At 68.9% G+C, this 24,061-nt stretch carries 31 protein-coding genes; 5 read left to right on the forward strand and 26 right to left on the reverse strand.

The genetic code is table 11. The features are described from left to right. Positions 1-126: 126 nt before the first annotated feature. Genes fliQ through ASE91_RS17505 form a run of 5 tightly spaced genes read left to right on the forward strand, consistent with a single transcriptional unit; the run spans position 127 to position 5,370 of the window. Positions 127-396, forward strand: a complete 270-nt coding sequence (fliQ, locus tag ASE91_RS17485) for a flagellar biosynthesis protein FliQ (RefSeq protein ID WP_056628490.1) — start codon at positions 127-129, stop codon at positions 394-396. Beyond that, a complete protein-coding gene (locus ASE91_RS17490) occupies positions 396-1,151 on the forward strand; it encodes a flagellar biosynthetic protein FliR (RefSeq protein ID WP_056628495.1) in 756 nt (251 codons plus the stop codon). Before fliQ ends, ASE91_RS17490 begins: the two co-directional genes overlap by 1 nt. Beyond that, complete coding sequence (locus ASE91_RS17495) at positions 1,151-2,215, forward strand: EscU/YscU/HrcU family type III secretion system export apparatus switch protein (RefSeq protein ID WP_056628499.1); 1,065 nt, start codon at positions 1,151-1,153, stop codon at positions 2,213-2,215. The genes ASE91_RS17490 and ASE91_RS17495 overlap by 1 nt, the downstream gene beginning before the upstream one ends. Positions 2,216-2,221: 6 nt before the next feature. Next, positions 2,222-4,267, forward strand: coding sequence for a flagellar biosynthesis protein FlhA (locus tag ASE91_RS17500; protein ID WP_056628502.1), 2,046 nt, complete (start codon positions 2,222-2,224; stop codon positions 4,265-4,267). Then, a complete protein-coding gene (locus ASE91_RS17505) occupies positions 4,267-5,370 on the forward strand; it encodes a tetratricopeptide repeat protein (protein ID WP_162233681.1) in 1,104 nt (367 codons plus the stop codon). The genes ASE91_RS17500 and ASE91_RS17505 overlap by 1 nt, the downstream gene beginning before the upstream one ends. Before the next feature lie 50 nt (positions 5,371-5,420). Here ASE91_RS17505 and ASE91_RS17510 read toward each other — a convergent pair whose 3' ends face one another. The 26 genes from ASE91_RS17510 to ASE91_RS17635 form a co-directional block, all read right to left on the reverse strand. Continuing rightward, on the reverse strand, positions 5,421-5,756 hold the full coding sequence (locus ASE91_RS17510) for a hypothetical protein (RefSeq protein WP_056628508.1): 336 nt from the start codon (positions 5,754-5,756) through the stop codon (positions 5,421-5,423). Beyond that, complete coding sequence (locus tag ASE91_RS17515; protein ID WP_235530548.1) at positions 5,753-6,295, reverse strand: hypothetical protein; 543 nt, start codon at positions 6,293-6,295, stop codon at positions 5,753-5,755. Before ASE91_RS17515 ends, ASE91_RS17510 begins: the two co-directional genes overlap by 4 nt. A gap of 4 nt (positions 6,296-6,299) precedes the next feature. Beyond that, positions 6,300-7,031, reverse strand: coding sequence for a sigma-70 family RNA polymerase sigma factor (locus ASE91_RS17520; RefSeq protein ID WP_056628516.1), 732 nt, complete (start codon positions 7,029-7,031; stop codon positions 6,300-6,302). After that, positions 7,028-7,681, reverse strand: a complete 654-nt coding sequence (gene fliP, locus ASE91_RS17525) for a flagellar type III secretion system pore protein FliP (protein ID WP_056004461.1) — start codon at positions 7,679-7,681, stop codon at positions 7,028-7,030. The genes ASE91_RS17520 and fliP overlap by 4 nt, the downstream gene beginning before the upstream one ends. Next, positions 7,678-7,989 carry a hypothetical protein gene (locus ASE91_RS17530; RefSeq protein WP_156357903.1) on the reverse strand — a complete coding sequence of 104 codons (312 nt, stop codon included), beginning with the start codon at positions 7,987-7,989 and terminating at the stop codon, positions 7,678-7,680. Before ASE91_RS17530 ends, fliP begins: the two co-directional genes overlap by 4 nt. Next, positions 7,977-8,243, reverse strand: a complete 267-nt coding sequence (locus ASE91_RS17535; RefSeq protein WP_156357904.1) for a FliM/FliN family flagellar motor switch protein — start codon at positions 8,241-8,243, stop codon at positions 7,977-7,979. The genes ASE91_RS17530 and ASE91_RS17535 overlap by 13 nt, the downstream gene beginning before the upstream one ends. A gap of 8 nt (positions 8,244-8,251) precedes the next feature. Beyond that, positions 8,252-8,950 (reverse strand): FliM/FliN family flagellar motor switch protein, encoded by a 699-nt coding sequence (locus ASE91_RS17540; RefSeq protein ID WP_156357905.1) that lies wholly within the window; start codon positions 8,948-8,950, stop codon positions 8,252-8,254. A gap of 5 nt (positions 8,951-8,955) precedes the next feature. Then, positions 8,956-10,122, reverse strand: a complete 1,167-nt coding sequence (locus ASE91_RS17545; RefSeq protein WP_056628527.1) for a flagellar hook protein FlgE — start codon at positions 10,120-10,122, stop codon at positions 8,956-8,958. Continuing rightward, positions 10,122-10,556, reverse strand: a complete 435-nt coding sequence (locus ASE91_RS17550) for a flagellar hook assembly protein FlgD (RefSeq protein WP_056628531.1) — start codon at positions 10,554-10,556, stop codon at positions 10,122-10,124. The genes ASE91_RS17545 and ASE91_RS17550 overlap by 1 nt, the downstream gene beginning before the upstream one ends. After that, a complete protein-coding gene (locus ASE91_RS17555; protein ID WP_156357906.1) occupies positions 10,556-11,248 on the reverse strand; it encodes a hypothetical protein in 693 nt (230 codons plus the stop codon). Before ASE91_RS17555 ends, ASE91_RS17550 begins: the two co-directional genes overlap by 1 nt. Then, positions 11,245-11,688: a hypothetical protein gene (locus tag ASE91_RS17560; RefSeq protein ID WP_056004441.1), complete on the reverse strand. Its 444-nt coding sequence runs from the start codon at positions 11,686-11,688 to the stop codon at positions 11,245-11,247. Before ASE91_RS17560 ends, ASE91_RS17555 begins: the two co-directional genes overlap by 4 nt. Further along, a complete protein-coding gene (locus ASE91_RS17565; RefSeq protein ID WP_056628537.1) occupies positions 11,681-12,976 on the reverse strand; it encodes a FliI/YscN family ATPase in 1,296 nt (431 codons plus the stop codon). Before ASE91_RS17565 ends, ASE91_RS17560 begins: the two co-directional genes overlap by 8 nt. Beyond that, the gene (locus ASE91_RS17570; RefSeq protein ID WP_056004434.1) at positions 12,973-13,590 is read right to left on the reverse strand and encodes a hypothetical protein; all 618 of its coding nucleotides are present in this window, start codon (positions 13,588-13,590) and stop codon (positions 12,973-12,975) included. The genes ASE91_RS17565 and ASE91_RS17570 overlap by 4 nt, the downstream gene beginning before the upstream one ends. Before the next feature lies 1 nt (position 13,591). Then, positions 13,592-13,882 carry a hypothetical protein gene (locus ASE91_RS17575; protein WP_156357907.1) on the reverse strand — a complete coding sequence of 97 codons (291 nt, stop codon included), beginning with the start codon at positions 13,880-13,882 and terminating at the stop codon, positions 13,592-13,594. Beyond that, positions 13,869-15,065: a flagellar basal-body MS-ring/collar protein FliF gene (gene fliF / locus ASE91_RS17580; protein ID WP_056628539.1), complete on the reverse strand. Its 1,197-nt coding sequence runs from the start codon at positions 15,063-15,065 to the stop codon at positions 13,869-13,871. Before fliF ends, ASE91_RS17575 begins: the two co-directional genes overlap by 14 nt. Beyond that, the gene (locus ASE91_RS17585; RefSeq protein WP_082454098.1) at positions 15,062-15,367 is read right to left on the reverse strand and encodes a flagellar hook-basal body complex protein FliE; all 306 of its coding nucleotides are present in this window, start codon (positions 15,365-15,367) and stop codon (positions 15,062-15,064) included. The genes fliF and ASE91_RS17585 overlap by 4 nt, the downstream gene beginning before the upstream one ends. Then, positions 15,364-15,750, reverse strand: a complete 387-nt coding sequence (locus ASE91_RS17590) for a flagellar basal body rod protein FlgC (RefSeq protein ID WP_056628542.1) — start codon at positions 15,748-15,750, stop codon at positions 15,364-15,366. The genes ASE91_RS17585 and ASE91_RS17590 overlap by 4 nt, the downstream gene beginning before the upstream one ends. Beyond that, positions 15,750-16,094, reverse strand: coding sequence for a flagellar basal body rod protein FlgB (locus ASE91_RS17595; protein ID WP_056628544.1), 345 nt, complete (start codon positions 16,092-16,094; stop codon positions 15,750-15,752). Before ASE91_RS17595 ends, ASE91_RS17590 begins: the two co-directional genes overlap by 1 nt. Positions 16,095-16,104: 10 nt before the next feature. Beyond that, on the reverse strand, positions 16,105-17,229 hold the full coding sequence (gene flgI / locus ASE91_RS17600) for a flagellar basal body P-ring protein FlgI (protein WP_082454099.1): 1,125 nt from the start codon (positions 17,227-17,229) through the stop codon (positions 16,105-16,107). Beyond that, positions 17,229-18,173, reverse strand: coding sequence for a flagellar basal body L-ring protein FlgH (locus ASE91_RS17605; protein ID WP_056628547.1), 945 nt, complete (start codon positions 18,171-18,173; stop codon positions 17,229-17,231). The genes flgI and ASE91_RS17605 overlap by 1 nt, the downstream gene beginning before the upstream one ends. A gap of 21 nt (positions 18,174-18,194) precedes the next feature. Next, complete coding sequence (locus ASE91_RS17610) at positions 18,195-18,968, reverse strand: flagellar hook-basal body protein (protein ID WP_056628549.1); 774 nt, start codon at positions 18,966-18,968, stop codon at positions 18,195-18,197. Beyond that, positions 18,968-19,612 carry a flagellar hook-basal body protein gene (locus ASE91_RS17615; protein WP_056628551.1) on the reverse strand — a complete coding sequence of 215 codons (645 nt, stop codon included), beginning with the start codon at positions 19,610-19,612 and terminating at the stop codon, positions 18,968-18,970. Before ASE91_RS17615 ends, ASE91_RS17610 begins: the two co-directional genes overlap by 1 nt. A gap of 420 nt (positions 19,613-20,032) precedes the next feature. After that, positions 20,033-20,383 (reverse strand): hypothetical protein, encoded by a 351-nt coding sequence (locus tag ASE91_RS17620; protein WP_056628555.1) that lies wholly within the window; start codon positions 20,381-20,383, stop codon positions 20,033-20,035. Between the two features lie 78 nt (positions 20,384-20,461). Next, positions 20,462-21,763 (reverse strand): amidohydrolase family protein, encoded by a 1,302-nt coding sequence (locus ASE91_RS17625; RefSeq protein WP_056628558.1) that lies wholly within the window; start codon positions 21,761-21,763, stop codon positions 20,462-20,464. Then, a complete protein-coding gene (locus ASE91_RS17630) occupies positions 21,760-23,169 on the reverse strand; it encodes an amidohydrolase (RefSeq protein ID WP_056628562.1) in 1,410 nt (469 codons plus the stop codon). The genes ASE91_RS17625 and ASE91_RS17630 overlap by 4 nt, the downstream gene beginning before the upstream one ends. 43 nt (positions 23,170-23,212) lie before the next feature. Further along, the gene (locus tag ASE91_RS17635; RefSeq protein ID WP_056628565.1) at positions 23,213-24,037 is read right to left on the reverse strand and encodes a hypothetical protein; all 825 of its coding nucleotides are present in this window, start codon (positions 24,035-24,037) and stop codon (positions 23,213-23,215) included. Positions 24,038-24,061: the final 24 nt, after the last annotated feature.

Below are 24,061 nucleotides of genomic sequence, written 5' to 3' on the forward strand. Positions count from 1 at the left end.
CTTGAAAGCTTTGTCGGGGAGGTTTTTCGTTCGTTTAGGACGAAGTTCGACGGGCACAATCGACGGCGTCGCGGTAGATGGACGGCGGGGGCGGAGCCGGGGCTTCGCCGACAGGCGGGATGATCGATGGAAGCCGACCGGGCGCTCAATCTGCTCGACGACATGCTGTGGCAGTCGCTGATGGTGGCCGCGCCGATCCTGATCGCGACGCTGGCGATCGGCATCGTCGTCAGCGTGTTTCAGGTCGCGACGCAGATCCAGGAGGCGACCCTCAGCTATGTGCCCAAGCTGCTGGTCGCGGCGGGGCTGCTGATCCTGCTCGGCCCATGGATGATGACGCGGATGACCGATTTCGCACGCGGCCTGTACCTTGCCATCCCGGCGCTGGTGAACTGATGGAGTCACTTCTTCCGCAAGCGGTGGCGACGCTGCTGCTGTCGCTACGCATCGTGCCGACGCTGGCGTTCGCGCAACCGTTCACGCTGATCCGCATTCCGGCGATCGTGCGGGTCGGCCTCGCCATCGCGCTTTCCGCATGGCTGGTCGCGGGCAATCCGGCGGCGACGTGGCAGGCCGCGCCGCCAGCCGGCGGGCTGATCGCGCTGGCGGCGGGCGAATTGCTGTTCGGCACGACACTGGCGCTGGCGTTGCAACTGGCGTTCGCGGCGTTGCTGGTCGCCGGGCGGACGATCGATATTCAGGCGGGGTACGGCCTTGCCGTGCTGGTCGATCCGGCGACGCGCGCGCAATTGCCGCTGGTCGGCACCATCTTCGCCTATGCCGCCGGCGCGATCTTCTTCGCCACCGACGGCCCGGCGCGGTTGCTGGCAATCTGGGCGGCGTCGCTCGAACGGGCACCGATGGGCAGCGCGCTGACGGCGACCGATCCTCAGATCCTGATCGGCTATGTGTCGGGCGTGTTCCTGATCGCGCTGGGGCTGGCGGGGTTGTTGCTGGTCGTGCTGCTGGTGCTCGACCTCGCCATCGCGTTCATGTCGCGCACGCTGCCGCAGATGAACGTCCTGCTGCTCGGCTTTCAGGTGAAGACGCTGGCAACGATGATCGTCCTGCCGATCGCGCTGGCGCTGTCGGGATCGCTGTTCGTCACCATCCTGTCGAGCGCGTTCGATACCATGGCGCGGATCGGCTGATGGCCGAACAGGACCAGAATCGCGGCGAGGCACCGACCCCGTTCAAGCTGCAAAAGGCGCGCGAAAAGGGCAATGTCGCGCGCAGCATCGAACTGGGCTTTCTCGCCAGCCTGATGACGCTCGCCGCCTATGCGCTGATCGCCGGGCCGGCGCTGATCGCGACGCTGGCGCAGGCGATGCGGATCGCACTGGCCGGCGGATTTGCCGGCGCGAGCGGGCCGGGTGGTGCGGCGGAGATGCTCGGCACGCTCGGTCGCCGGACGATCGCGCCGGTCGCGTTGCTGGGCGGCACGATGGCGGGGATCGTCATCCTGCTCGAACTCCTCCAGTTACGCGGGTTCCTGCTGACCTTCCACCCGCTCAAGCCCGACTGGAGCCGACTGAACCCGGCCAAGGGGATTAAGCGGCTGTTTTCGCTCAAGCTGCTCCAGGAAACGCTGAAGAGCATTCTGAAATTCGCGCTCTATGCGACCGCCACATGGATGGTCGCGCGCTGGGCGGTGGCGCATCTGGCCGAAAATGCGACCGATGGCGACCGGCTGGTCGCGATGATGGAGGCCGCCGGACTGCGGCTGGTGTTCGCGTTCCTGATCGTCGCGGTCGGTATCGCGATACTCGACCAGATCCTCGCGCGCGACGAGTTCACCCGGCAGATGCGGATGAGCCGCCGCGAGGTGACGCGCGAGGCCCGCGAACGCGAGGGCGAACCGCGCCAGAAACAGCGCCGCAAGGAACTGCACCGCGAGATGGCGGCGCAGGGCAAGGGCAGTTTGGACGGGGCCGACCTGCTGGTGGTGAACCCCGAACATTTCGCGGTGGCGCTGCGCTATGACGAAGGCGCGATGATCGCGCCCGAAGTCGCCGCCAAGGGCCGCAACCTGCACGCGCTGCGGCTGCGCGAGGACGCCATCCGCCGGGGCGTGCCGATCATCGCCGACCCGCCGCTCGCCCGCGCGCTGTTCCGCGCCGGTACGGTGGGCAGCGCCATTCCGCCCGACCGCTACGCTGCGGTCGCCGACCTGTATATCGACCTTCGCCGCGCCCGCGCGGTCTCACTGGGCTGACCCACTATGTCGACCGGCATCCTGCCGCGCCTTTCCGCATTCCCCGCCGCCAATCGCGATCTGGCGCTCGTCGCCGCGACGATCGGCATCCTCGTCATCCTGTTCGCGCCGATCCCGCCGGCGCTGCTCGACCTCGCGATCATCGCCAATTTCGGGCTGGCGCTGACGATCATGCTGCTGACCTTCTATGTCGGCAAGCCGGTCGAATTCTCGACCTTCCCGTCGCTGTTGCTGGTCGCGACGCTCTATCGCCTGTCGCTGAACGTCGCGGCGACCCGCCTGATCCTGACCGGCGGCGATGCCGGGGCGGTGATCGGGTCGATCGGCGCGTTCGCGGTGCGCGGCAATTTCGTCGTCGGGCTGGTCGTCTTCGCGATCCTCGTCGTCGTGCAATATGTCGTCATCACCAGCGGCGCGCAGCGCGTGTCCGAAGTCGCCGCGCGCTTCACGCTCGATTCGATGCCCGGCCAGCAGATGAGCATCGACGCCGACCTGAACATGGGCCTGATCGACCGCGACGAAGCCGTCGCGCGTCGCAAGGGGCTGGAAAAGGAAGCGTCCTTCTATGGCGCGATGGATGGTGCCTCCAAATTCGTGAAGGGCGACGCGATCGCCGGGATCATCATCCTGCTGATCAACATCATCGCCGGCTGGATCGTCGGCGTGACGCAGATGGGCATGGAATGGAGCGACGCGCTCGGCCATTTCACGCTGCTGACCATCGGCGACGGCATCGCGACGCAGCTGCCCGCGCTCATCATCTCGATCGCGACCGGGATCATCGTCACCCGCTCCGCCTCCGACCGCGAATTGTCGACCGAGGTGTTCCGCCAGCTCGGATCGGTGCCGCGCATCCCGCTGATCGTCACGGCTGTGTTGAGTGCCTTGCTGCTGCTGCCCGGTATGCCGAAATGGCCGATCATCGTCATCGGCACCCTCGCCTTCGTCGCGTGGCGACGCATCCGCAAGGCGGCGGCAGAGGCGGCGGCGGAGCCGGTCGACGAGGAAGTCGCGGCGGAATCGACCGCGTCCCCCGCGCTCGAAATCCGGCTGGGCGAGGCGCTGTCGAGCGCATGGGTCGGCGATGGCGCGCTGGTGATGGACCGGATCGCCGGACTGCGCCGGGTGCATGAGGAACAGTTCGGCCTGCCCTTCCCCGCCGTGCGGCTGGAGGATGGCACGGGGCTTGGCAGCCATGGCTATGAAATCCGCCTGTTCGGCGCGCGCTATGGCGCGGGCGACATCCACCCCGATCAGGTGCTGGCGGTTGCCGGACAGGGGCAGAAGCCTGCGATCGACGGTATCGCCACCACCGACCCCGCCTTTGGCCTGCCGGCGTGGTGGATCGACCCCGCACAGGCCGATGCGGCAAAGGCGGCGGGCTGCACGATCATCGACCCGCTGACCGTACTCGCCACCCATTTCGGCGAGATCGTGCGCGGGGAGGTCGGCACGCTGCTGACCCGCGCCACCGTCGTCGGCCTGCTCGACGGGGTCCGGCGGCGCCAGCCGGGGCTGGTCGAGGAACTGGTGCCGCAAACGCTGTCGGTATCCGACGTGCAGCGGGTGTTGCAGGCGTTACTGGCCGAAGGGGTGTCGATCGCCAATCTCGACCTGATCGTCGAGCATCTGACCGACCTTGCCCGCACGCAGAAGGACCCGATCGAACTGACCGAGCTGATCCGCCAGCGGATGAGCTATGCGATCTGCCACCAGTTGCGCGGTCGCCATGGCGATCTCGCAGTATTGAGCCTCGACCCGCGCCTCGAAAACCAGCTGGCCGCCAGCATCGGCGCGGCGAGCGGCGGCGGGTCGATGGCGGTCGAACCACGCCTCGCCGAACAACTGATCCGCCGACTGATGCCGTTGACCGAAGCGATGTTCCAGCAAGGCCGCGCGCCGGTGCTGCTGTGCGGGGCGGAACTGCGCCGCCACCTGAAGACGTTGACGCGGCGGAGCCTGCCGACGCTGTCGGTCCTGTCGGTCGCCGAAATTCCGATGCGGATCACGCTCAAATCCTTCGATATCGTCCGGTTGGACCAGGGGACATGATGACCGAATACGACCAGCTTGCCGGCTTCCTTGCCGTCGATCCCGCCAATGTCGCGCTGCTGGCCGACACCGCCCACGCCGCCATCGCCGCCGGCCGTCCGGCCGAGGCCCGCGCGCTGATCGAGCGGCTGCGCGCGATCGAGGGGCCGTCGCCCGCGATCGATCACCTGACCGGGCTGGCGGCGATGACGGAACGGGATTGGGCCGGAGCCGCCACCGCATTCCGCACGCTGACCGGTGCGGGTGTCGACGCGCCGGGCGTGCGCTATAATCTCGCCCGGTCGCTGGCGATGCAGGGCGAAACCGACGAGGCGTTGGCGTTGCTCGACGACGATCTCGCCACCGAGTTGCCGCAGGCGGCAAAGTTGCTGATCGGCCTGCTCCATGATCGCGGCGAGATGGACTGCGCCGAGGCGGTCGCGCGCATGGCGTTCGACTGCTTTCCCGATCATGCCGGCGTCAACGCTGCGATCTCGACGCTGGCGATCGATCTGGAAGACCTCGACCTCGCCCGCGCTGCCGCCGATCGGGCGGGCGATCATCCGGAGGGGCTGGTGACGCAGGCGACACTGGCGATGGAGGCGGCCGATCCGGTGGCGGCAGGGGCGCTGTTCGACCGGGTGCTGGCGGTGCAGCCGAACCATCCGCGCGCGCGGGTCGGGCGCGGGCTGCTGGCGCTATCGGGGCAGGATGCCGCTGCCGCGACCGCCGATCTCGATCGCGGGGCGGAAGGGTTCGGATCGCATCTCGGGTCGTGGATTGCCGCCGGCTGGGCGCATCTGCTGGCCGGCGATGCAGCGACGGCGCGGTTGCGGTTCGACCGGGCGCTGGCGATCGACGATAGCTTCGCGGAAGGCCATGGATCGCTGGCGGTGCTCGACCTGCTCGCCGGCGACCTCGACGCCGCCCGGCGGCGCACGGCGGTGGCACTACGGCTCGACCGGGAGAGTTTCGCCGGCGGACTGGCGGCGGCGATGCTGGCGGCGGGCGACGGCGACGTCGCCACGGCCGAGCGGATCGTGAAGCTCGCGCTCTCCACCCCCCTCGACGATCGCGGCACCACCATCGCGCAGGCGCTGGCCCGGATGGGTGGGCGGGGGTAGCGGCGGATACTCCCAGCCTATGCCGGAACGACGACGATGGGTCATCGACCCTACCGCCCCCGCATCGCCGCCGCCGCCCGGTCGATCAGTTCATGCCCGCCCGGCATCTCACCGACGATCCGCAAGACGTCGTCGAGCACCGCACCGAATGCCGCGTCGTTGGCGACCGCTTCGCCCAGTTCCTCGGTCAGCAGGCCGTGGACCACGGCGCGGCGGCGCTCATCCTCGCCCAGCGCGTCGAACCCGGCCATCGCCCGCAACCGGTCGACCGGACGGGCATCACCCCTGCCCGCCGCCCGGCTCGACCGATCCGACCGGTCGCGCGCCAATCGCGCCAGTTTCGCGCGCAACAGCAACAGGACATGGTCGGTGGCCGCGACCTTCAATGCAGGCTGCCCCGCCCCAGCTGCCCCAGCAGGAACGAGGTCGGCGACGCTTCCTCCGCTTCGGCGGCGGGGTTCAGCAGCGGCCGGCACTGGTCGATGATCAGCTGCATGTCGTGGTTCAGCGGCGGCGTCTCGGCATTGGCGGCGATCCCGCCGTCCAGCGCCGCAATCGCGTCGGCGAACCGGTCGTGGATCAGGTGGATCAGCCCGGTCACGAACTGCCGCAGATAATGGTCGTCGGGCAGCGTCGACAGCTTTTCCCACGTCGCCTGCGCCCGCGCCGGCTCGCCCGACGTCAGCTCGAAGAAGCCAAGCTGAAACCGCGCCAGCGCAAAGTCGGGTGCCAGCGCCACTGCTCGCGACAGCGCCGCATGCGCCTCGATCGGGCGGGCGCTGCCGGCCAGCATCGATCCGCGAAAGAAATGCAGCCGCGCATCGCCCGGATGCGCCGCGATCAATCGTTCGGCGAGCGGCAGCGCATCGCCGGGGGAAGCCGCCGCCACGGCAAGCAACTGGCGGATATCATCGTCTTCGCACATCATCCTATCTCCGATAGCCGTGCAGCCGTCGCCGCAACCGGCCGAGCGCGGCGGCGTGCAGTTGCGACACCCGCCCCTTCGACAGGTTCAGCAGGTCCGCGATCTGGGCGAAACTGACGCCCGCTTCATAATGTTGGCGGATAATCACCGCCTCCCGCTCGGGCAATTCGGCGATGCCGCCGGCCAGCAGCGCGTGAAGTTCGCGCCATTCGAGGCTCTGATAGGCATTGGGCCGCGGGTCGATGCCGTCCGCACCGACGACCAGTGCGCTGCCCTCCAGCATCAGCCCGATGGCGAGGCCCGATACCAGTGCCGCCAGCGCGGCGACTGGATCGTCCTCCTCGCCCCGCCGCAGCGAACGGACGCGATCGGTCTCCGCCCGGCGACGCTGTGAGAAGGTCGCGTCGCTCTCGCTCATCCGCGCCGAACCGTCGGCGATGCTGCCGACGATCCGCCGCCGGGCATAGGCCCCGAACGGAATGCCGCGCAGCGGATCGTAGCGGTCGATCGCCTGCAACAGCCCCTCATAGGCGAATTGCTCCATATCCCCCAGATCCGCGCCATATTTCGGGCGTCGGCCATGCTGCCGCCGGGCGATGGCGCGGGCGAGCAGGCGATAGCGGGTGAAGATCTGCTCGCGACAACGCTTGTCGTTCTCGAAACGCAGCCGCCGCCACAGCGACGCCTCGACGCGCGGCGGCACCAGCAACAGGTCGAACCCCGTTCGGCGCATCATCGGAAACTGCCGAGCACCCCTTGCAGCACCAGTCCCCACCCATCGATCAGTACGAACATCAATATCTTGATCGGCAGCGAGATCGTCGCGGGCGGTACCATCATCATGCCTAGCGCCAGCAGGATGCTGGCGACCACCAGGTCGATCAGCAGGAACGGCAACAGGATGACGAACCCGATCGTGAACGACACGCGCAGTTCGTTGAGGATGAAGGCAGGGGCGAGCTTCAGCGTCTCGACGTCCTCGGCCCGGCGGGGGAGCGGCGTGCGGCTGATCGCGTAGATCGATTCCAGATCGGCATCGCGCGTCTGCGCCAGCATGAAGCGGCGCAACGGCGCGGCACCGGCGGTCATCGCCTGCTCCACCCCGATCCGCCCGGCGAGCAGGGGTTGCAGCGCGTCGGCATTGATCCGGGTCATCGTCGGGGCCATGGTGAACGCGGTCAGGAACATCGACAGCGCGACCAGCACCGGGGTCGGCGGCGTTTCGGGCATGCCGAATGCATGGCGCACCATCGACAGCACGATGACGGTCCGCACGAAACTCGTCATGCTGATGACCACCGCCGGGATCACCGCCAGCAGCGTCAGGATCAGCGCGGTTCGCACGACATCGTTGCCGATCGCGCCGCCGGCCAGCATCGCGTTCATGCCACCGGCCCCTGTCGCAGCACCTGCTGCCCGGCGGCGGACGACAGAATTACATATTCCTGCCCGTCGCAGCGCAGCAGGCAGAGGTCGGCGTGCGGGCTGATCCGCCGGCTCTCGATCACTGCGATCCGCCGTTCGGCACGGGTGGGCAGGGTCAGCCGCCCGCCGCCGCGCTTCACCAGCACCACCGCCAGCACCGCCAGCGTCAGACACAGCAGCAGCGCCACGACGATCCGCGTCAACGACACGTCGAGCGCCGCGCCGCCACCCAGCCGCGCCGGGGCGGCGGCAAGGATCATTCCGGCCACTGTGCGATCTCCGTCAACCGTACGCCGAATTTGTCGTCGACTGCGACCAGTTCCCCGCGCGCGACGATCACCTCGCCCAGCCGCAAATCGACCGGACGGTTCAGCGCCGCCTCCAGCGATACGACCGCGCCGGGTTTAAGCGCGGTCAGCGCGCCGACGGTCATCTTCGCCTGCCCCAGCAACGCGTCGAGTTCGACCGCGACACTATCGATCAACGTCGTGCTGACGCGGGTAGAAGGCATGGTTTCGGACATGGGCACACTCACGCAGCAACATCGACGATTTGGAGAGACGGGATCGGTTCGGCGGGCACGACCCGCACCCGCCCGCGCGGCAGGGGCCGCCCGTTCAGTGCGATCGGCACCGGATCGGCGAGCGCCCGGTCGAGCACCACGACATCACCGACCTCCAGCGCGCGCAGGTCGGCCAGCCGCATCGCCGCGCGCCCGACCGCAGCGCCGACCTCCACCGGGATCGCCGCCAGCGCCTGCGCTCCCGACCCCGGTCGCGGCAGCACGACCGGCGGCAGCACGCGCCGGACCAGCACCGCGAACAGCGCGTCGGACAGACCGAATGCCAGCCCGTCGCCCAGCATCGCCATCCGGTCGGACGCCGGCACCGGCACGAACCCGTCATCGCCACCCGTCACAGCAACCAGCCGCGTGCGCAGATCGAGCAGGCACGGTTCGGCAACCCCTTCCAGCACCGCCCGGTCCGCACCATGACGCCCATCCGCCGACACTCCGACAATCCGCGCCCCGATGCGAAGCGCGGTATCGGGCGCGGTCCCGATCGCCAGCCCGGCCGCATTGCGCCGCCAGCCCGCGCCGCCACCACGCCGCAACCGGGGCGCCTGCCCCGCCCCGCCGACGAACCACTGCGCCTCCCACGCCGCGACTGCCCCCGCAAACAGCGCATCGAGCGCGGCGGGCGGCTGCGTATCCGCCGGCAGCCACGCCACCGCGCTCACCCCTGCCCCCGGATGCCGAACAGCTGCTGGATCATGTCGTTCGACACGCTGACGATCTGCGACGATGCCTGAAACCCGCGCTGGATCAGGATCAGGTCTCCGAACTGCTGCGACAGGTCGACGTTCGACGCCTCCAGCCGTTTCGACCGCACCTGCCCGACGCGCGGATCGTCGCTGGCGAGCAGCATCGACTGGCCCGGCTCGCGCTCGACGAACAGCCCGTCGCGCTGTTCCAGCCGCGTCGGATCGCGGAAATCGGCCAGCGCGATCGCGCCGCCATCGACCTTCTGCCCGTTCGAATAGGTCAGTTGCAGCTTGCCCGCGCCATCGGCGGCGATGCCGGTGATCGTGCCCGCCGCATAGCCGTCGACCTTCGCCGCGCGCAGCGTCGACACCTCGCCCCCCGAAAACGACGTGACCCCGCTCGAGAAATCGAACTGCACGGTCAGTCCCGATGCGGCATCGGTGAAGTCGAGCCTCGCGGTCGCCGGATCGATGATGCCGGCGTTAAACTTCAACGTCTGCGTGCCGACCGTCGCGCCCTTGTCGTCGGTGACGGTGACGCTCCACCCGTCGCTGCCCTTGGCGAAACCGGCCTTCCACACATGCGCGGCACCACTCGCGTCGAACACGCGGATGTCGCTGACGGTGTAGCTGCTCGCCGTCGACGACAGATTGTCGGCAAAGGTCACGGCGGTCGTCGCCTTGGGCGCGCTGGTCCGCCGGGCATCGACCGACAGGCTGACTGCGCGCCCGTTCGCATCCAGCGTCGCCAGCCGGTAATTCGTGCCGTTCAGCACGATGTATCCGGCCGGGTCGACCTCGAAACTGCCGGTCCGCGCGTAGAGCGTCCGGTCGCCGTCGAGCAGCACCATGAAGCCGTTGCCATCGACCGACAGGTCGAGATCGCGGTCGGTGCTGCGCAACTCGCCCTGTTTGAAATTCAGCGTTCCGTCATCGACCTCGACGCCATAGCCGTCGCTGCCGCCCTGCCCGGTCAGCGACATGCCGCTGCGATCGGGGGTCGCGTACAGGTTGTGGAAACTGACGGTCGACCCCTTGAACCCGGTCGTGTTCAGGTTCGACACGTTGTTGCTGACCTGCTGCAACCCCTTCGAATAGGCGTTGAGGCCGCTCAGGCCGATATAGATCGCGCCGAACATCAATTCTTCTCCCGGATCTGGACGATATTGCCGATGGCGACGCCGGCGATGGTGCGCTTGTCGTCGGTTTCGATGGTGATGCTGGGTGATCCGCCCGACAGCGCGATGGCGGTTACCAAGCCGGTCAGCGTCGCCGATCCGGCGGCGATATCGACCCGCTTGCCGAGCAGCCCGGTCGCCTGATTGGTCGCCTGCATCGCGGTCAGCGCCTGCAACCGCTCGTTCGCGGTCTGCCCCTGCTGGACCTGCGAGAATTGCGCGAGCTGCGACACGAACTGGAAATTGTCCATCGGCTTCAGCGGATCCTGATAGGTCAGCTGCGTCAGGATGATCTTCAGCAGCGCATCGAAGCCGAGGCCGAAGGCGCTGGTCGCACTCTGGGTGGGACTCTGCTCGCCGCCGGGGGTGACGGACGAAACGGGGGCGGTCTGCATCAGCGGGTTTCCTGTCGGGCGCCGGATAGGGCGGTGATGGTGATGTGCGCGGGCGCATAGCCATGCGCGGCGAGCAGCGCGGCGACCTCGTCGGCGAGCGCCGCGCGGTCGCGTTCGTCCAAGCCGGCGACCTGCGCGACGACCTCGATCCCATGGGCGACGGCGTGCACCGCGACCGCCACGAACGACCCGCTCGGCACCGGGCGCTGGCGGATCGGGGGCCGGGGCAGGACGGTCGCGACCACCGCCGACCGGGCCGGCCGTGGACGTGGCGGAGCGACGGATGTCGCTATCGGCATGGGTGCGATCGGCTGCGCCCCGGTCGGTTTGGCGAAGGTCGGCCGGACAGGCAGCGCGACCGCCATCGCAACGTTTTGGAGAGTTACCGGCATCACCGCGACAGGGGTCGCCGGTCCCTCGACCACCAATGCCCTCGGCACGTCGGCAACCGGTTCCACCGAAGCTTCTGGCAAGACGGCCGCGACCGACGCCGCCGGCACGGCGACCGACGTGCCGAAGAATCCGTCCTGATTGAACCGCTCGGCCTGAGCCTCGACCTTGGCCGCCGGCAACGGCTCCACCGCCAGCAGGTCGGCGAAGCGCAGCGTCGGGCCGGCCGCCATCGGCACGCCCGCCACCAACGATTCACTGCCAGCAAAACCGGTCGGCAGGTCGGTCAGCGGCGGGATCATCGCCGCACCCAAGCCAGCGCCGCGCGATCGGCGATCGCCATCAGCGCCCGTTCGTCGGCATGGCGGCGCGTGAGGCGTGCGGCGGCATCCACCTGCGTCGCGACGGCGTCGGCCCTTGCCTGTTCCCGGCGCGCCGTCTCCGCCGCCGCTTCGGTATCTTGCCCCGCCGCTTGGTGCGCTGCGGTCGCCGCCGCCAGCGCATCGGCTCGCCGGGTCAGCACCGCCGCATAGGCAGCACCCAACGCCGGATCGAAGCGTTCGGCCATCTGCCGCTGCCACGCGTCCGCCGCTTCGACCAAGTCCGTATCGGCCGCCGCCAACGCACGCTCGGCGTCGCGCTCTGTCAGCGAGGTCCGGCGATGTTCGGCCTGCGCCCGATCGATCCGCAGCGCGGCGATCGTCCGCAGCGCCCGCCACGCCCGGCCCATCCGATCAGCCATGCCGCTTCCCCTGCGCCAATGTGCTCAGATGGCGGAGCGTCTCGGCAAAAGGCACGGTGACACCCTGCTCCTGCCGCAGAAACGCGTTGATGCCGTCGCGCGCGGCGGTGGCCGCGTCGATCGCGGGGTTCGCTCCTGCCTGATACAGCCCGCTGTCGATCATCACCCGTGCCTCGTCATAGGTGGCGAGGTTCGCGGTCACCCCGCGCGCCGCCTGCGCATGGGCAGGCTTCATCAGCCGCACCGCCTGTCGGCTGATGCTGCGGATCGGATCGATCGCCGGGAAATGCCCGCGATCGGCCAGCGTCCGCGACAACAGGATATGCCCGTCGAGCAACGCCTTCATCGTCTCGACGATCGGGTCGTCGATTTCGTCGGTCTCGCTCAACACGGTCAGCACCGCCGTGATCGCGCCGCCACCGCGCACCGCGCCGCACCGCTCGACGATGCGCGGCAGGGCGGCGAAGACGTTGGGCGTATAGGCGCGCACGGTCGGCGGCTCGCCCGCCGCCAGCCCGATTTCGCGCAGCGCCATCGCCAGCCGGGTGATCGAATCCACGACCAGCAGGACATGCTCGCCCCGGTCGCGCCAATGTTCGGCCAGGCACAGCGCGGTCGACACCGCCCGCGCGCGCATCGCCGCGCTCTCGTCCGACGTGGCGGCGACCAGCGTCGCGGCCTCGCCGCGCGACGACAGCGCCTGCCAGAAGCCCGACACCTCGCGCCCGCGCTCCCCGACCAGACAGACGATGCGGCGCGTCGCGGCGGTCTGCGCGACGATCTGTTCGATCAGGCTGGTCTTGCCGACCCCGCTCGCCGCGAACACGCCGATGCGCTCTCCCTGCCCCAGCGTCAGCAGCCCGTCGATCGCGCGCACGCCGGTCTCCATCAGCACGGTCGGCGCTACGCGATCGAGCGGCCCCGGCGCGATCCCGCGCAGGGCGACGCGCTGGTCCGGCCGGATCGCTGCCCCGCCATCGATCGGTCGCCCGAGCGCATCGATCGCGCGTCCGCCATAGCCGTCGCCGACCCCGACGCCGTCATACGTCACCGGCTCGACCCGCGTGCCGATCGCGATGGGTCCGCCGTCCTCGACCGGCACCAGTACCAGCGTATCGGCATCGACCGCCGCGACCTCGGCCAGTTGCCCGCCAATCCGACACAGCCCACCGACCGTCGCCGTCGGCCCGCTCGCCTCGATCCGGCCGGGCATGACCCGCCGCACCTCACCATAGGGCAAGGCGAGATCGAGGTCGGCGATCCGGGTCAGGAACGGGTGCGCGGTCATGCTCCAGCCATTTCGTCGAGCGCGCGAGCGATCACCGCCCATTGGCCGGGCACGTCCAGATCGATCCGCCCCAGCCGCACGCCGATCCGGCACGCCCCCGCCGGCAGGTCGGGGTCGATCGTCACCTCGCCGCGTCCGGCCAGCGCCGCCGCATCGGTGAAGTCCGCGCCGCTGACCCGCACCGTCAGCCCGGTCCGATCGCGCAGCAGCGCCAGCCGATGGTCGAGCGCATTGCCGACCATCGCCGCCATCGCCTCGGGCCGGGCGAACACCCGGTCGAGACAAGCCCGCGCCAGCGCCGCCGCCAGCCCGTCGAGCGCCTGCAACCGGTCGGACAGGCGCGTAGCTTCTTCGGCCAGCCCCTTGGCGAGCAGGTCGACCCGCTCGCGCTCGCTACGGTCGACCGACGCGATGCCCACCTTGCGCCCTTCGGCCAGACCCGCCTCACGCGTCTTGGCGATGGCGACCTTGGCCGCCTCCGCCGCGCGAACGGCATCCGCGCGCAAGGCGGCGATTTCGGTGCGCAGCAGGACGGTTTCGTCCGGCGCGACCGGCATCGACGGCGCGATCAGCGCGCGGGCCACCGCCGCATCGGCGTGTTTGAGTACCGCCATGTCAGCCTCCCCCGATCGCACTGCGCAACCGGGCGAGCAACGATGGCCCCGGCCCCGGCTGGACCGGCGCGGCGAACGCCTCCGCCGCCTTTGCCAGCGCCGCGCGCCCGGCCGACGTCATCGCCTCACCCGGATCGGCCAGCCGCGCCGCGATATCCGCCGCGAACGGCGTCGCAACAGGTGCCGCCTCGACGCGCAACCGCTCCGCCGGAGTCAGCCGCGCCAGCACTGCACGGCGATCGGCCGGCGGCAACGCCCGCAACTGTGCGATCACATCGTCAGCCGGCGACATGGTCGCCCCCATCCTGCCCGATCCGCCGCCGCAGCAGCGCCGCGAACGCTTCCTGTTCCGCGCCCGACAGTCGCGTCGCCCGCGAACGACGCATCGCCACGATCACCAGAACGACCACGCCCATCCCCGCCAGCGCCCAGGGCCACCATGACGGCGCGGCAACCGGTTCGCTCGCCACGATCGGCGGCACATAGGTCGGCGTTTGCGGGACGACCGGTGCGGCCTGCGGCGATGTCATGCCCGTTTCGAACGACAACAGATCGCCCTGTGCATCGTCCAGCCCGACCGCCGGCCGGATCGCCGCCGCCAGCGCCGCCTGCTCCCCCGCATCCAGCGGCTGCGGCGTCACCAGCGTTATGTGCAGCCGGAAATTGCGCGCACCCTCCGCCTCGCCCGGCGTCCAGTTCGCCGGGTCGATAATCGTATCGCCCTGCGCCACCGCTTCGACGCGCAGGTCGTAACGCGATCCGGGCCGGACGCCCTCAATCGCGGCACGGGCGCGTGCCTTGTAATAATTCTCGACCGCCGTCGTGGCGTCGCCCTCGACCGGCTTTGGCGCGGCGCTGGCGCTCACGATCCGGCCATCGGCGTCGAGCACGACGACGCGGTCGGCGGGCAGGTCGGGCACGGCGGCGGCGACCAGCCGCTGGATCCCCGCGACCCGTGCCGCATCGGGCACCACGCTCCCGCGCATCTGCACCGTCACCGCCGCACTCGGTTCGATCCGGTCGTCGCGAAACAGCGTCCGTTCGGGCAACGCAAGGTGCACGCGCGCACTTTCCACGCCGTCCATCAACGCGATGGTGCGGACCAGCTCCCCCTGCAACGCGCGTTGGTAATTGATTTTCTGCGCGAAATTGGTGAGGCCCATGTCCGACTTGTTGAACAACTCGAACCCGACCTCACCAACATCCGCCCGCACCATCGCCAGCCGGGTCGCATCGGCCTCGCCGCTCGGCACCAGCACCGTCGTACCGCCGTCGCGCAGTTCATAGGGCGTGCCGCGCTTGTCGAGTTCGGCGACGATCGCCGCCGCCTCGCCCGGCCGGACATGGTCGGCCAGCGTCGCATAGCCATCGCGCAGGAAGGTCCAATAGGCTCCGCCGAGCAATCCCAGCACGACGACGAACACGCCACCGATCAACAGCCATTGCCGGCGCGGCGAAGCAGCGACCTCGCTCATAGCTGCATGTTCATCAGGTCGCGGTACCCCTCGACCAATCGCGCGCGCACCTGCATCGCCAGTTCGACCGACAGCCGCGCTTCCTCCAGCGCCATCGTCACCTGATGGATCGGCACACTGTCATCGACCGCAAAGCGCCGGACCAGCGCATCGGCATGGTCGAGCTTCGCATCCAGCCCGTGCAGCCCCGACAGCAGCAACGCCCCGAACCCCTGTGCCGGCGGCGGCGCGGCGACCGGCCCCAGTTGCAGCGCCAACGGTGCGGCGGTGACGCCGGCCAGCGGCGGTATCGCCCCGCTCATGACTGCTTCCCAAGGTCGAGCGCGCGGGCGTAGAGCTGGTGCGCGATCCCCATCGCGGTCAGGTTCGCTTCATACGCGCGCGCGGTACGGATCATCAGCGCCATCTCACCCGCCTGATCGATGTCGGGATAGCTGACGAACCCTTCCGCATTGGCCTGCGGATGGCCGGGTTCGTGGACGCGGCGCACCCCGTTCGCGACCGGTTGCAGCCCCATCACGCTGACACCCGAGCGCACCAGCGACCCGAAGCCACCCGCCGGCCCGGTCAGCAGCCGCTGCGCGCGATACCCGGTGGTGTTGGCGTTCGCGATGTTCGCGGCAATGACCTGCAACCGCTGCCATTCGACGTCGAGGCCGGTACGGCTGATCCGGGCGGCGTCCATCAGCGTCCTCCCACGATCACGGCGCGCATCAAGCCCATTTCACGCCCCAGCACGTCGATCAGCGCGGCGAAGCGCAACGACGTTTCCGACGCGGTGGCGAGTTCGAGGTCGAGCCGCGCCTCGGTCCCGAACGCCGGCGTCACGCCCCACGACGTTGCCGGCCGCACCGCCGCGACGGCGTCGGCACCCTGCCCCGCGGCACTGCGCAGCGCGGTTTCGAAATCGACCCACATCGGCCGGTATCCCGGCGAATTGGCGTTGGCGATGTTCGCCGCAGTCGCCTCGGCACGGGCGGTCAGCCCGTCGAGCGCCCTGGCGATGATGACCGATGTCAGCGCGTCCATGACAGCTTCCTCATTTCACGATCAAATCGGCGTGCAGCGCGCCGGCAGCCTTGATGGCCTGCAAGATGCCGATCATCCGCTGGGTATCGACGCGCGCGCGCGACAATCCCTGCACCAGATCGGCGATGGTGGTGTTGCCGAAGCGGATCGTCGCGTCGCCGCTGCCCTGCCGCACGTCCAGCTTGGTATTGGTGACGATCAGGCTGCGCACGCCCGCGCCCGCCTCGACGTCGCTCGCGAAGCCCGCATAGAAATCGGGCTGCGATGCGAAATTCTCCGCGACGACCGACACCTTGATGTCGCCCTGCGCGATCACGACCGACGACAGCGTCACGTCGCCGCCCGCCACGACGGTGCCGGTGCGTTCGTTGATGACCACGCGGCGGGTCGCCGCCGGTTCGACCCCGACATTCTCGATCGCCGCCAGAAACCCGGTCAGCCCCGCGGCACCGCCATTATAGCGCACCCGCACCTCATCGGCATTGCGCGCCCACGCGACCCCCGCGCCGAAGCGCCGCACGATCCCCGCCGCCACGCGCTCGGCCGTCTCGAAACTCGGGTCCGCCAGCAGGAACGACACCTCGCCGCCGGGCTTCAGGATGTTGCTGTCGACCGCGGCCTCAATCGTCGCGCCCCCTTCGAGGATCGCCGAGGTCGGATAGTTGCGCTGCTCGCGGTTCAGGTCGCTGTCGAAGCGATGCCCGCCGACCAGCAACGGCCCCTGCGCCAGAGCATAGGGCTTGCCATCCGGCCCCAACAGCGGCGTCATCACCAGCGTACCGCCGGCCAGACTGCGCGCATCGCCGATCGATGCGATCGTCGCGTCGATTCGGTCACCGACATTGGCCGATGGCGGCAACATGCCGGTCACCATCACCACCGCGACATTGCGGCTGCTGATCTCCGCCTCGGCAACATTGGTGCCCAACCGGTTGAGAACGTTGCGCAGCGCCTGCCGCGTCACCACGCTGCGCCGCGTATCGCCCGATCCCGACAGGCCGACGACCAGCCCGTATCCGACCAGCGCATTCTGCCGCCAGCCATCGAACCGGCCGAGCGCCTTGATCGGGACCGACTGCGCGCCCGCCGGCCCGGCCAGCAGCAACAGCGGCGCAAGAAGACAAGCGAACCGCATCAGCCGAGCCCCAACGCGCCGAACAGGCGGTTGAGCAGTCCCGGCCGACTGCCGCGCGACACGAAACCGCGCCCGCCATAATCAATCTCGGCATCGGCAATGCGCGACGACAATATGCTGTTGTCCGGTCCAATATCCGCCACGCGGATACGCCCGCGCACCCCGACTTCGGTCCGCTCGCCATTGATCGCCATGCGTTGCCGCCCGGTGACGATCAGGTCGCCATTCGGCAGCACCGCGCTGACCGTCGCGCTCAGCCGCGTGACCAGCCGCTCGCTGCGTCGCGCTTCGCCGCGCCCGGTAAAGCCGCCGCCCAATGCCGCGCGACCACCCTCGCCGACCGGTCCCGCGTCGATCGATGCCGACAGGTCGGTCGCCTTGCGCGTCGCATTCTGGGCCGAATTGCTGGCATCGGCGCTCTGGTAGACGACGATGGTCAGCGCATCGCCGACCTGTGCCGCGCGCTGATCAGTGGCGAGCGCGCCCCAGCCGCCGGGACGATAGAGGTCGTCGCCGATCGCGAGCGGCGCGGCGAACACCTGCCCCTGCCCGTCGCGGACGAACACCGAGCGCCCCGACCGCCCGGGTTGCAGCAACGTCACCGGCCGCTCGATCGCGACCGGCCCCGCCACCGACCGCAGCGTCAGTTCGCTGCCGCCTGGCAACGCCGGCTCGGGCGTCCAGTCGCGCCGCACCGGCGCAGGCGCCAGAAACGTGATGGCGACGTTGCCGGTCCCGCCGACCTGTACCCCCGTCGCGCGCCGCACCATCGCCGCGACCGTTGCCGCCGGCAGCGTCAACTGCCGCCGCCCGGTCGGCAGGCGCAGCACCACCTGCCGCCCCGCCTCCCCGGCGCCCTGCACCAGATCGGCCAGCCTCACCTCGCGCACGCGCACCTTCGCCTCGGCTACGAGCATCAGCCCGGCCGCCACCGTCATCAGCATTGCATGTTCCCCGTGTCCGCGTCAGCGCCGCAGCGTGTTGGCGATCCCCATCATCTGGTCGGCCGCCTGCAGGATCTGCGCATTCGCCGCATAGGCGCGCTGGACCAGCATCATCCGCACCATTTCCTCGGTCAGCTGCACGTTCGACCGCTCGACCGCGCCCTGAACCACCTGCCCGACGCCATCCTCGCCCGGCACCAGTTCCTCCAGCCGCGTGCCATCGGCGATCCGGTACAGCCCGCCGTCCAATCGAGTCACGCCATCCGCGTCGTTCAGCCGGACCAGCCGTATCTGCCCCAGTTCGACCGGGGCGGCACCGTCCGCGCCCTGCGCCTGCACCGTGCCATCGGCGGCGATCGACAGCGCGGTCACATCGTCGGGCACGGTGATGTTGGCCTTCAGCGCAAACCCGCCCGCCCCGGTCAGCGCACCATCGTCGCCGACCTTCAGCCGGCCACCGCGCCACAGCACGCTCTGCCCGTCCGGCCCCATCAATTCGATGAAACCCGCGCCATCGATTGCCACGTCCATCGCCGCGCCGGTGCGCTGCAACTCGCCCGGATCGTTCAGCATGAATTGCAAATCCAGCGCCACCCCGGCCAGGGTCGGTGCCGCCGATTGCAGGTCGGCGGGCAGCAACGTAGCGTCGGGCCGGCTGGCGACGACATCGGCAAAGCGCACTTCCGACCGCTTGAACCCGGCGGTGTTGATGTTCGAGATATTGTTGGCGATCGCGTCCAGCGCCAGTTGCTGGGTGCGCAACCCGATCGCGCCGATCTGATAGGCGTCGCTCATCATTTGCCTCCGAAGGTGGCGGCGGCGCGGCCCATCAATTCGTCGTACAGCTGGATCAGCCGCGCGCCACTTTCGGCCTGTCGCATCGCGACCATCGTCTGGGTCATTTCGTCGCCCAGCGTGACGTTCGACGCTTCGAGCATCCCCGACCGCACTTCGGCCCCGTCGGTCTCGACCATCGCCTGCCCGGCAAAGAAGCTTTCGCCGACCGCCGTCAGCCCGGCGGGATCGTCGCTGCGTTCGACGGCGATGTGGGCAATGTCGATCTTCGCGCCGTCCAGCACCAGATCGCCGCCGGCCGCCTGTTGCAGCACATAGCCCTGCGGCGTGACCAGCAACCCGTCGACATCGCGGCGAAACTGCCCCTGCCGTGTATAGAGGGTGCGCTCACCATCGCGGACCCGGAAATATCCGTCGCCGCTGATCGCCAGATCGAACGGGTTACCGGTTTCGGTCAGCGACGCCTGCGCGCCATCGATCCGCGTCGCCAGCGCGACCTCGCTGCGCGCGGCGACGGTATCGGCAAAGCCGATCCGCCGCTTGTATCCCGGCGTCGCCACATTCGCGATATTATGCGCCGCGACGTCCAGCCGGGCCTGCGCCATCCGCATCACCGCCGTCGCCGAATCCACCAACCCCGTCATGCCCGTTCCCACCAGCCCGCGATGCGACGCTGATGCCGCAGCGTTTAGCGTTGGGACAGGACAACCGCGTCCCTTTCGGAGCGGCGTTACCTCCGAACCGGATGCGAAGTGGTCGGGCGGTGGTTACGAACCGGTCCGTTGCTCCTGCGGAGCCGTTGTATTTGTGAAACCGAAGCCCGTTTCATCATCGTCACCCCGGACTTGCCCGAGACCTTTGCAAAAGTCCCGACCCCCTCCCCTTGCCGTACCCCCGCGCAGGCGGGGGTCCAGAGTTCCAAGCGCAAGTCCTTGTTCTGTTTGGCTCTGGACCCCCGCCTGCGCGGGGGTACGATCATTCTCTGGCTAAGTGCGCGACTTTCACAGACGACTCGACCCGATCCGGGGTCGCCGGCAAAAACAACGCCACCACGTCAGCCCAAACTACCGTGCCGCCGCCGGCTGCGGCGTGAAGCTGGTCACGTTCGCCATCCCGTTCGCTCCGAAGGTGATGATATGCCGCGATCCTTCCTGACAGGTCGCGACCCAGCTGCCCGGCTCTTCACCCCGTTCCGACGCGGTCACGCCCTGGCAGGGCAGCCCGGCGTCACGGATGGCGCGGATGAACACGCCTTCGCGCTGGCCGGGTGCCAGCGAATCGACCTTTGCGGCCATTTCCTGCGCTTCCTGCGAATTCGCGATGGCAGCCTGATTGGCCGCCGCCTGCTGCTCGGCGCTCGGTCCGCAAGCCGCCAGCATCAGCGATCCACCCAGCATCACGAGCAACGCACGCATAGTCTATCTCCCAAAGGTACCGCCGGCGCGGCCACTGTCCGTTTCGGACAATCGACGACCACGCCGACGGTTCCCGGATCAGCGTTGATACGCCTTGGGCAGACCCTGTTCCTGCGGCACGAGATAGCGGTCGCGCAGGCGTGTCTGGCGGTTGGTCAGCGGTTGGTCCACTCCGTCGATGAACAACTGCGTCGGGACCGACCCGATTTCCAGCGGATCGCCGTCCCAGATCACCACGTCGCCGCGTCGTCCGGCAGCCAGCGTCCCGATTTCCGCGTCCATGCCGATCGCGCGCGCCGGCAGCGAGGTGATCGTCGCGAACGCCGCGCCCCAGTCGAGCCCGGCCGCACCCGGAATCTTCGACAGCGCGACCAGATTGCCGGCATATTGCCGCACCAGCCGGGCCTGCCGCGATTCATCGTCGCCGATCATGCCGATGCCGACGGTGACGCCTGCCGCCTTCATCCGGCCGATATTGGACTGGGTCGCCGCCAGCTGTTCGAAGCTGGCCGGCAGGTCGGCCAGCGCACTGGCCAGCACCGGCACGCCCGCCGCCGCAATCTGCTGCGCCACGGTCCAGCCTTCGGCCGCGCCCACCAGCACCGGCTTCAGCCCCGCAAACTCGCGCTTCAGCGCCAGCACGCCGAGGATGTCGGATGCGCGTTCGACATGGATCAGCAGCGGTACCTTCCCCGACAGCACGTCCTGCAACGCCAGCGCATCGGCACGGGTTAGCAGCGCTTCCTTGCCGCGATCGGCGAAGCTCGCCGGGTTGCGGCCGTACGCCTGCGCCTCGAACAAGGCGTTGCGGAACATCGCCATCGCCGCCGGGCGGCTGCCGCCCGCCGCGCGCGCGCCGGCCTCGCCCCATTCCATGAACTGGAAGGCGCGCGGGCGGGTGACCGCGTCCATATCGTTGCCCAGATCGATGACCGCGCCCTGCCCGGCGAAGATCGACCCGCCATTGTCGGGCGCGACCACCGCGCGGGTGACGCCGTCGGTGCGGTTGATCGCGATCGGCGTCGCGCGCGGGTTCAGCCCGGCGGTCACGTCCAGCCCGGCATTGAACACGCTCTCGCGCGCCGATGCGTCGTTGGTCGGTCCCACGCCGTCGACCTCGACGATGCCCAACCGGGTGAAGCCCGCGACGATGCCCGGCGTGACATAGCGTCCGCCCGCATCGATCGTCTTGCCCCCGGCAGCGGCAGTCCCGCGTCCGGCCGACACGACCCGCCCGCCACGAATGACGACGGTGCCGCCCTCGACCGGGGCCGATCCGTCGCCCAGCACCAGCCGGGCATTGGTGATCGTCACGTCCTGCGCAGCGGCGGGAAAAGCGGTGCAGCCGGCCAATAGCGCGGCAAGGATCAGGCGCTTCACTTCACATCCCCTTCGCCGGGCTGGCCAAGTTCGAAATCAGATACCGGTCGCAATTTCGGATTATTCGCATCGTACAGCAGCGCCCCGTCGACCCACACCATCTGCGGGCGGGTATAGACGCTGAACGGATCGCCGTTCCACAGCACGACATCGGCCATCTTGCCCGCCTTCAGCGATCCGGTGACCTTGTCGATGCCCAGCGCCCGCGCCGGATTGATGCCCAGCCACGTCCACGCATGTTCGGGGGTCACCGCCATGCCGGCGCGCCTGGCCGACGCCATGACCTTGGCCACTTCCTGATTGAGCCGCTGGATGCCGTTTTCGCTGTCCGAATGGATCATCGCGCACGCGCCCTGCCGGTCGAGGATCGGCAGATTTTCGCCGATCGCGTCATAGCTTTCCATCTTGAAGCCATACCAGTCGGCCCACACCGCCGAACACACGCCGCGCGCCTTCAACAGGTCGGCGATCTTGTAGCTTTCGACGGCATGGTGGAACGCGGTGACCTTGTACCCCATCTCCTGCGCCATATCCATGACGATGGCCATTTCGTCGGCGCGGTAGCAGTGGTTGTGGACGAGGATCTCGCCGTCGAGCACCCCGCGCAGCGTGTCCATCGCAAGGTCGCGGGACGGCGCTTCACCGCCATCGGCCTCATACTTGTCCCATTTGCGATCATATTCCTTTGCGCGCAGCCACGTCGCGCGATCGACCGCCAGATTGCCCATCCGGGTCGACGGCATCCGCCCCTTCGACCCATAGACGCGCTTGGGATTCTCGCCGCATGCCATCTTCAGGCCATAGGGCGCGCCGGGGAACTTCATCGCCTGCATCGTGCGGCCATAGACGTTCTTCAGCGTCACCGACCGACCGCCCATCAGGTTCGCCGAGCCCGGCAGCACCTGCAGCGTCGTCACCCCGCCATTGGTCAGCGCGCGCGAGAAACCGGGGTCCTGTGGCCAGACACTGTGTTCGGCCCAGACATCGGCGGTGACCGGTCCGGTCATCTCGTTGCCGTCGCTATGCGCCTCGACGCCGGGGCTGGGATAATCGCCCAGATGGCTGTGCACGTCGATGATGCCGGGGGTCACCCATTTGCCCTGCCCGTCGATCACGCTCACGCCTTCGGCCGGGGCGATCGATTGCGCGACCTCGACGATCTTGCCGTCGCGGAACAGCACCGACCCACGGTCGATCCGCCCGCCTTCCCCGTCATAGATGGTGACGTTGGTCACCAGCGTCGCCCGCCCCGGATAGGCGTGATAGGTCGATGGATAGGGGTCGTGGTCATATCCCTTGCCCGCGCCCGGCCCCTTGCCCTTGCCCGCCGGTGCATCGGCCGAAGCAGAACGCACCTCGTTCTTGTCGCCGGTACAGGCGACCAGCCCGGCGGCGAGCGCCACCATCGTCAATGTTCGGATCACGCCTTACTCCCCTTTTGTAAATCGTTCAGGCGAACACCGCTTCGAGGTCATGGCTGCCCATACCCTCCTTGGCGGTCCGCACTTCGTGATAGACGGCGGCGGTGCCGGTCGTCGTCAGTACGCCGATCAACGTGGCGAACACCGCCTGCACGCCGGCCACCAGCCACAGATTCTGCGCGCCCCCGGCCGCCAGCGCGATCCCCTGCATCAGGCCACTGGCCATCATCCACAGGACGACCGCGATCAGGATCAGCAGCAACAGCCGCCACCGCATCCCGCGCAGCAAGTCGGCGCTCCGTCCGAAACAGTCGAAGATGCCGCGCCCCTCGCCAGCCATGACCGGCAGGACGATGAACCACGTCAGCCCGAGGATAATCCCCGGAACCACCAGCAACACGAAGCCGACCGCCAGCGCGATGCCGAACAGGATAAGCAGCGCCAGCGCCGGCAGCGTCCGCCGCAACGCCATGCGCAGCATCGCACCGAACTCAATCGGCCGGCCGGCTAGCGTATCGAGGGCGATCCCCATCATGAACAGCTTGATGAAGGGATAGACGAACAACCAGATCAACCATAGCGGCGCCATCGAATAGAACAGCCCCTCAATTGCTGCCGCGTCGCCCATGTGCTGGGCCATCGTCGGCAGGAGGAACTGCATAGGCGCGTTCAGCACTGCGCTGGCCGCCAGCAGCGCCAATGGGGCACCACCGATCGCACCGAACGCGTTCGAAATCACCCGACCGATGCCGAAACTATAGGGCGACCGCCGCCCCTCCATCCATGCCCCGCCCAGCGCGATCGCCAGCAAGATAAGCGGCAGCGATAAGATCAGCACCCCGAATGCCAGCATTCGTTACATCCCCCCACAACGCCG

Source organism: Sphingomonas sp. Leaf62, assembly GCF_001421915.1.
Classification (GTDB): Bacteria; Pseudomonadota; Alphaproteobacteria; order Sphingomonadales; family Sphingomonadaceae; genus Sphingomonas.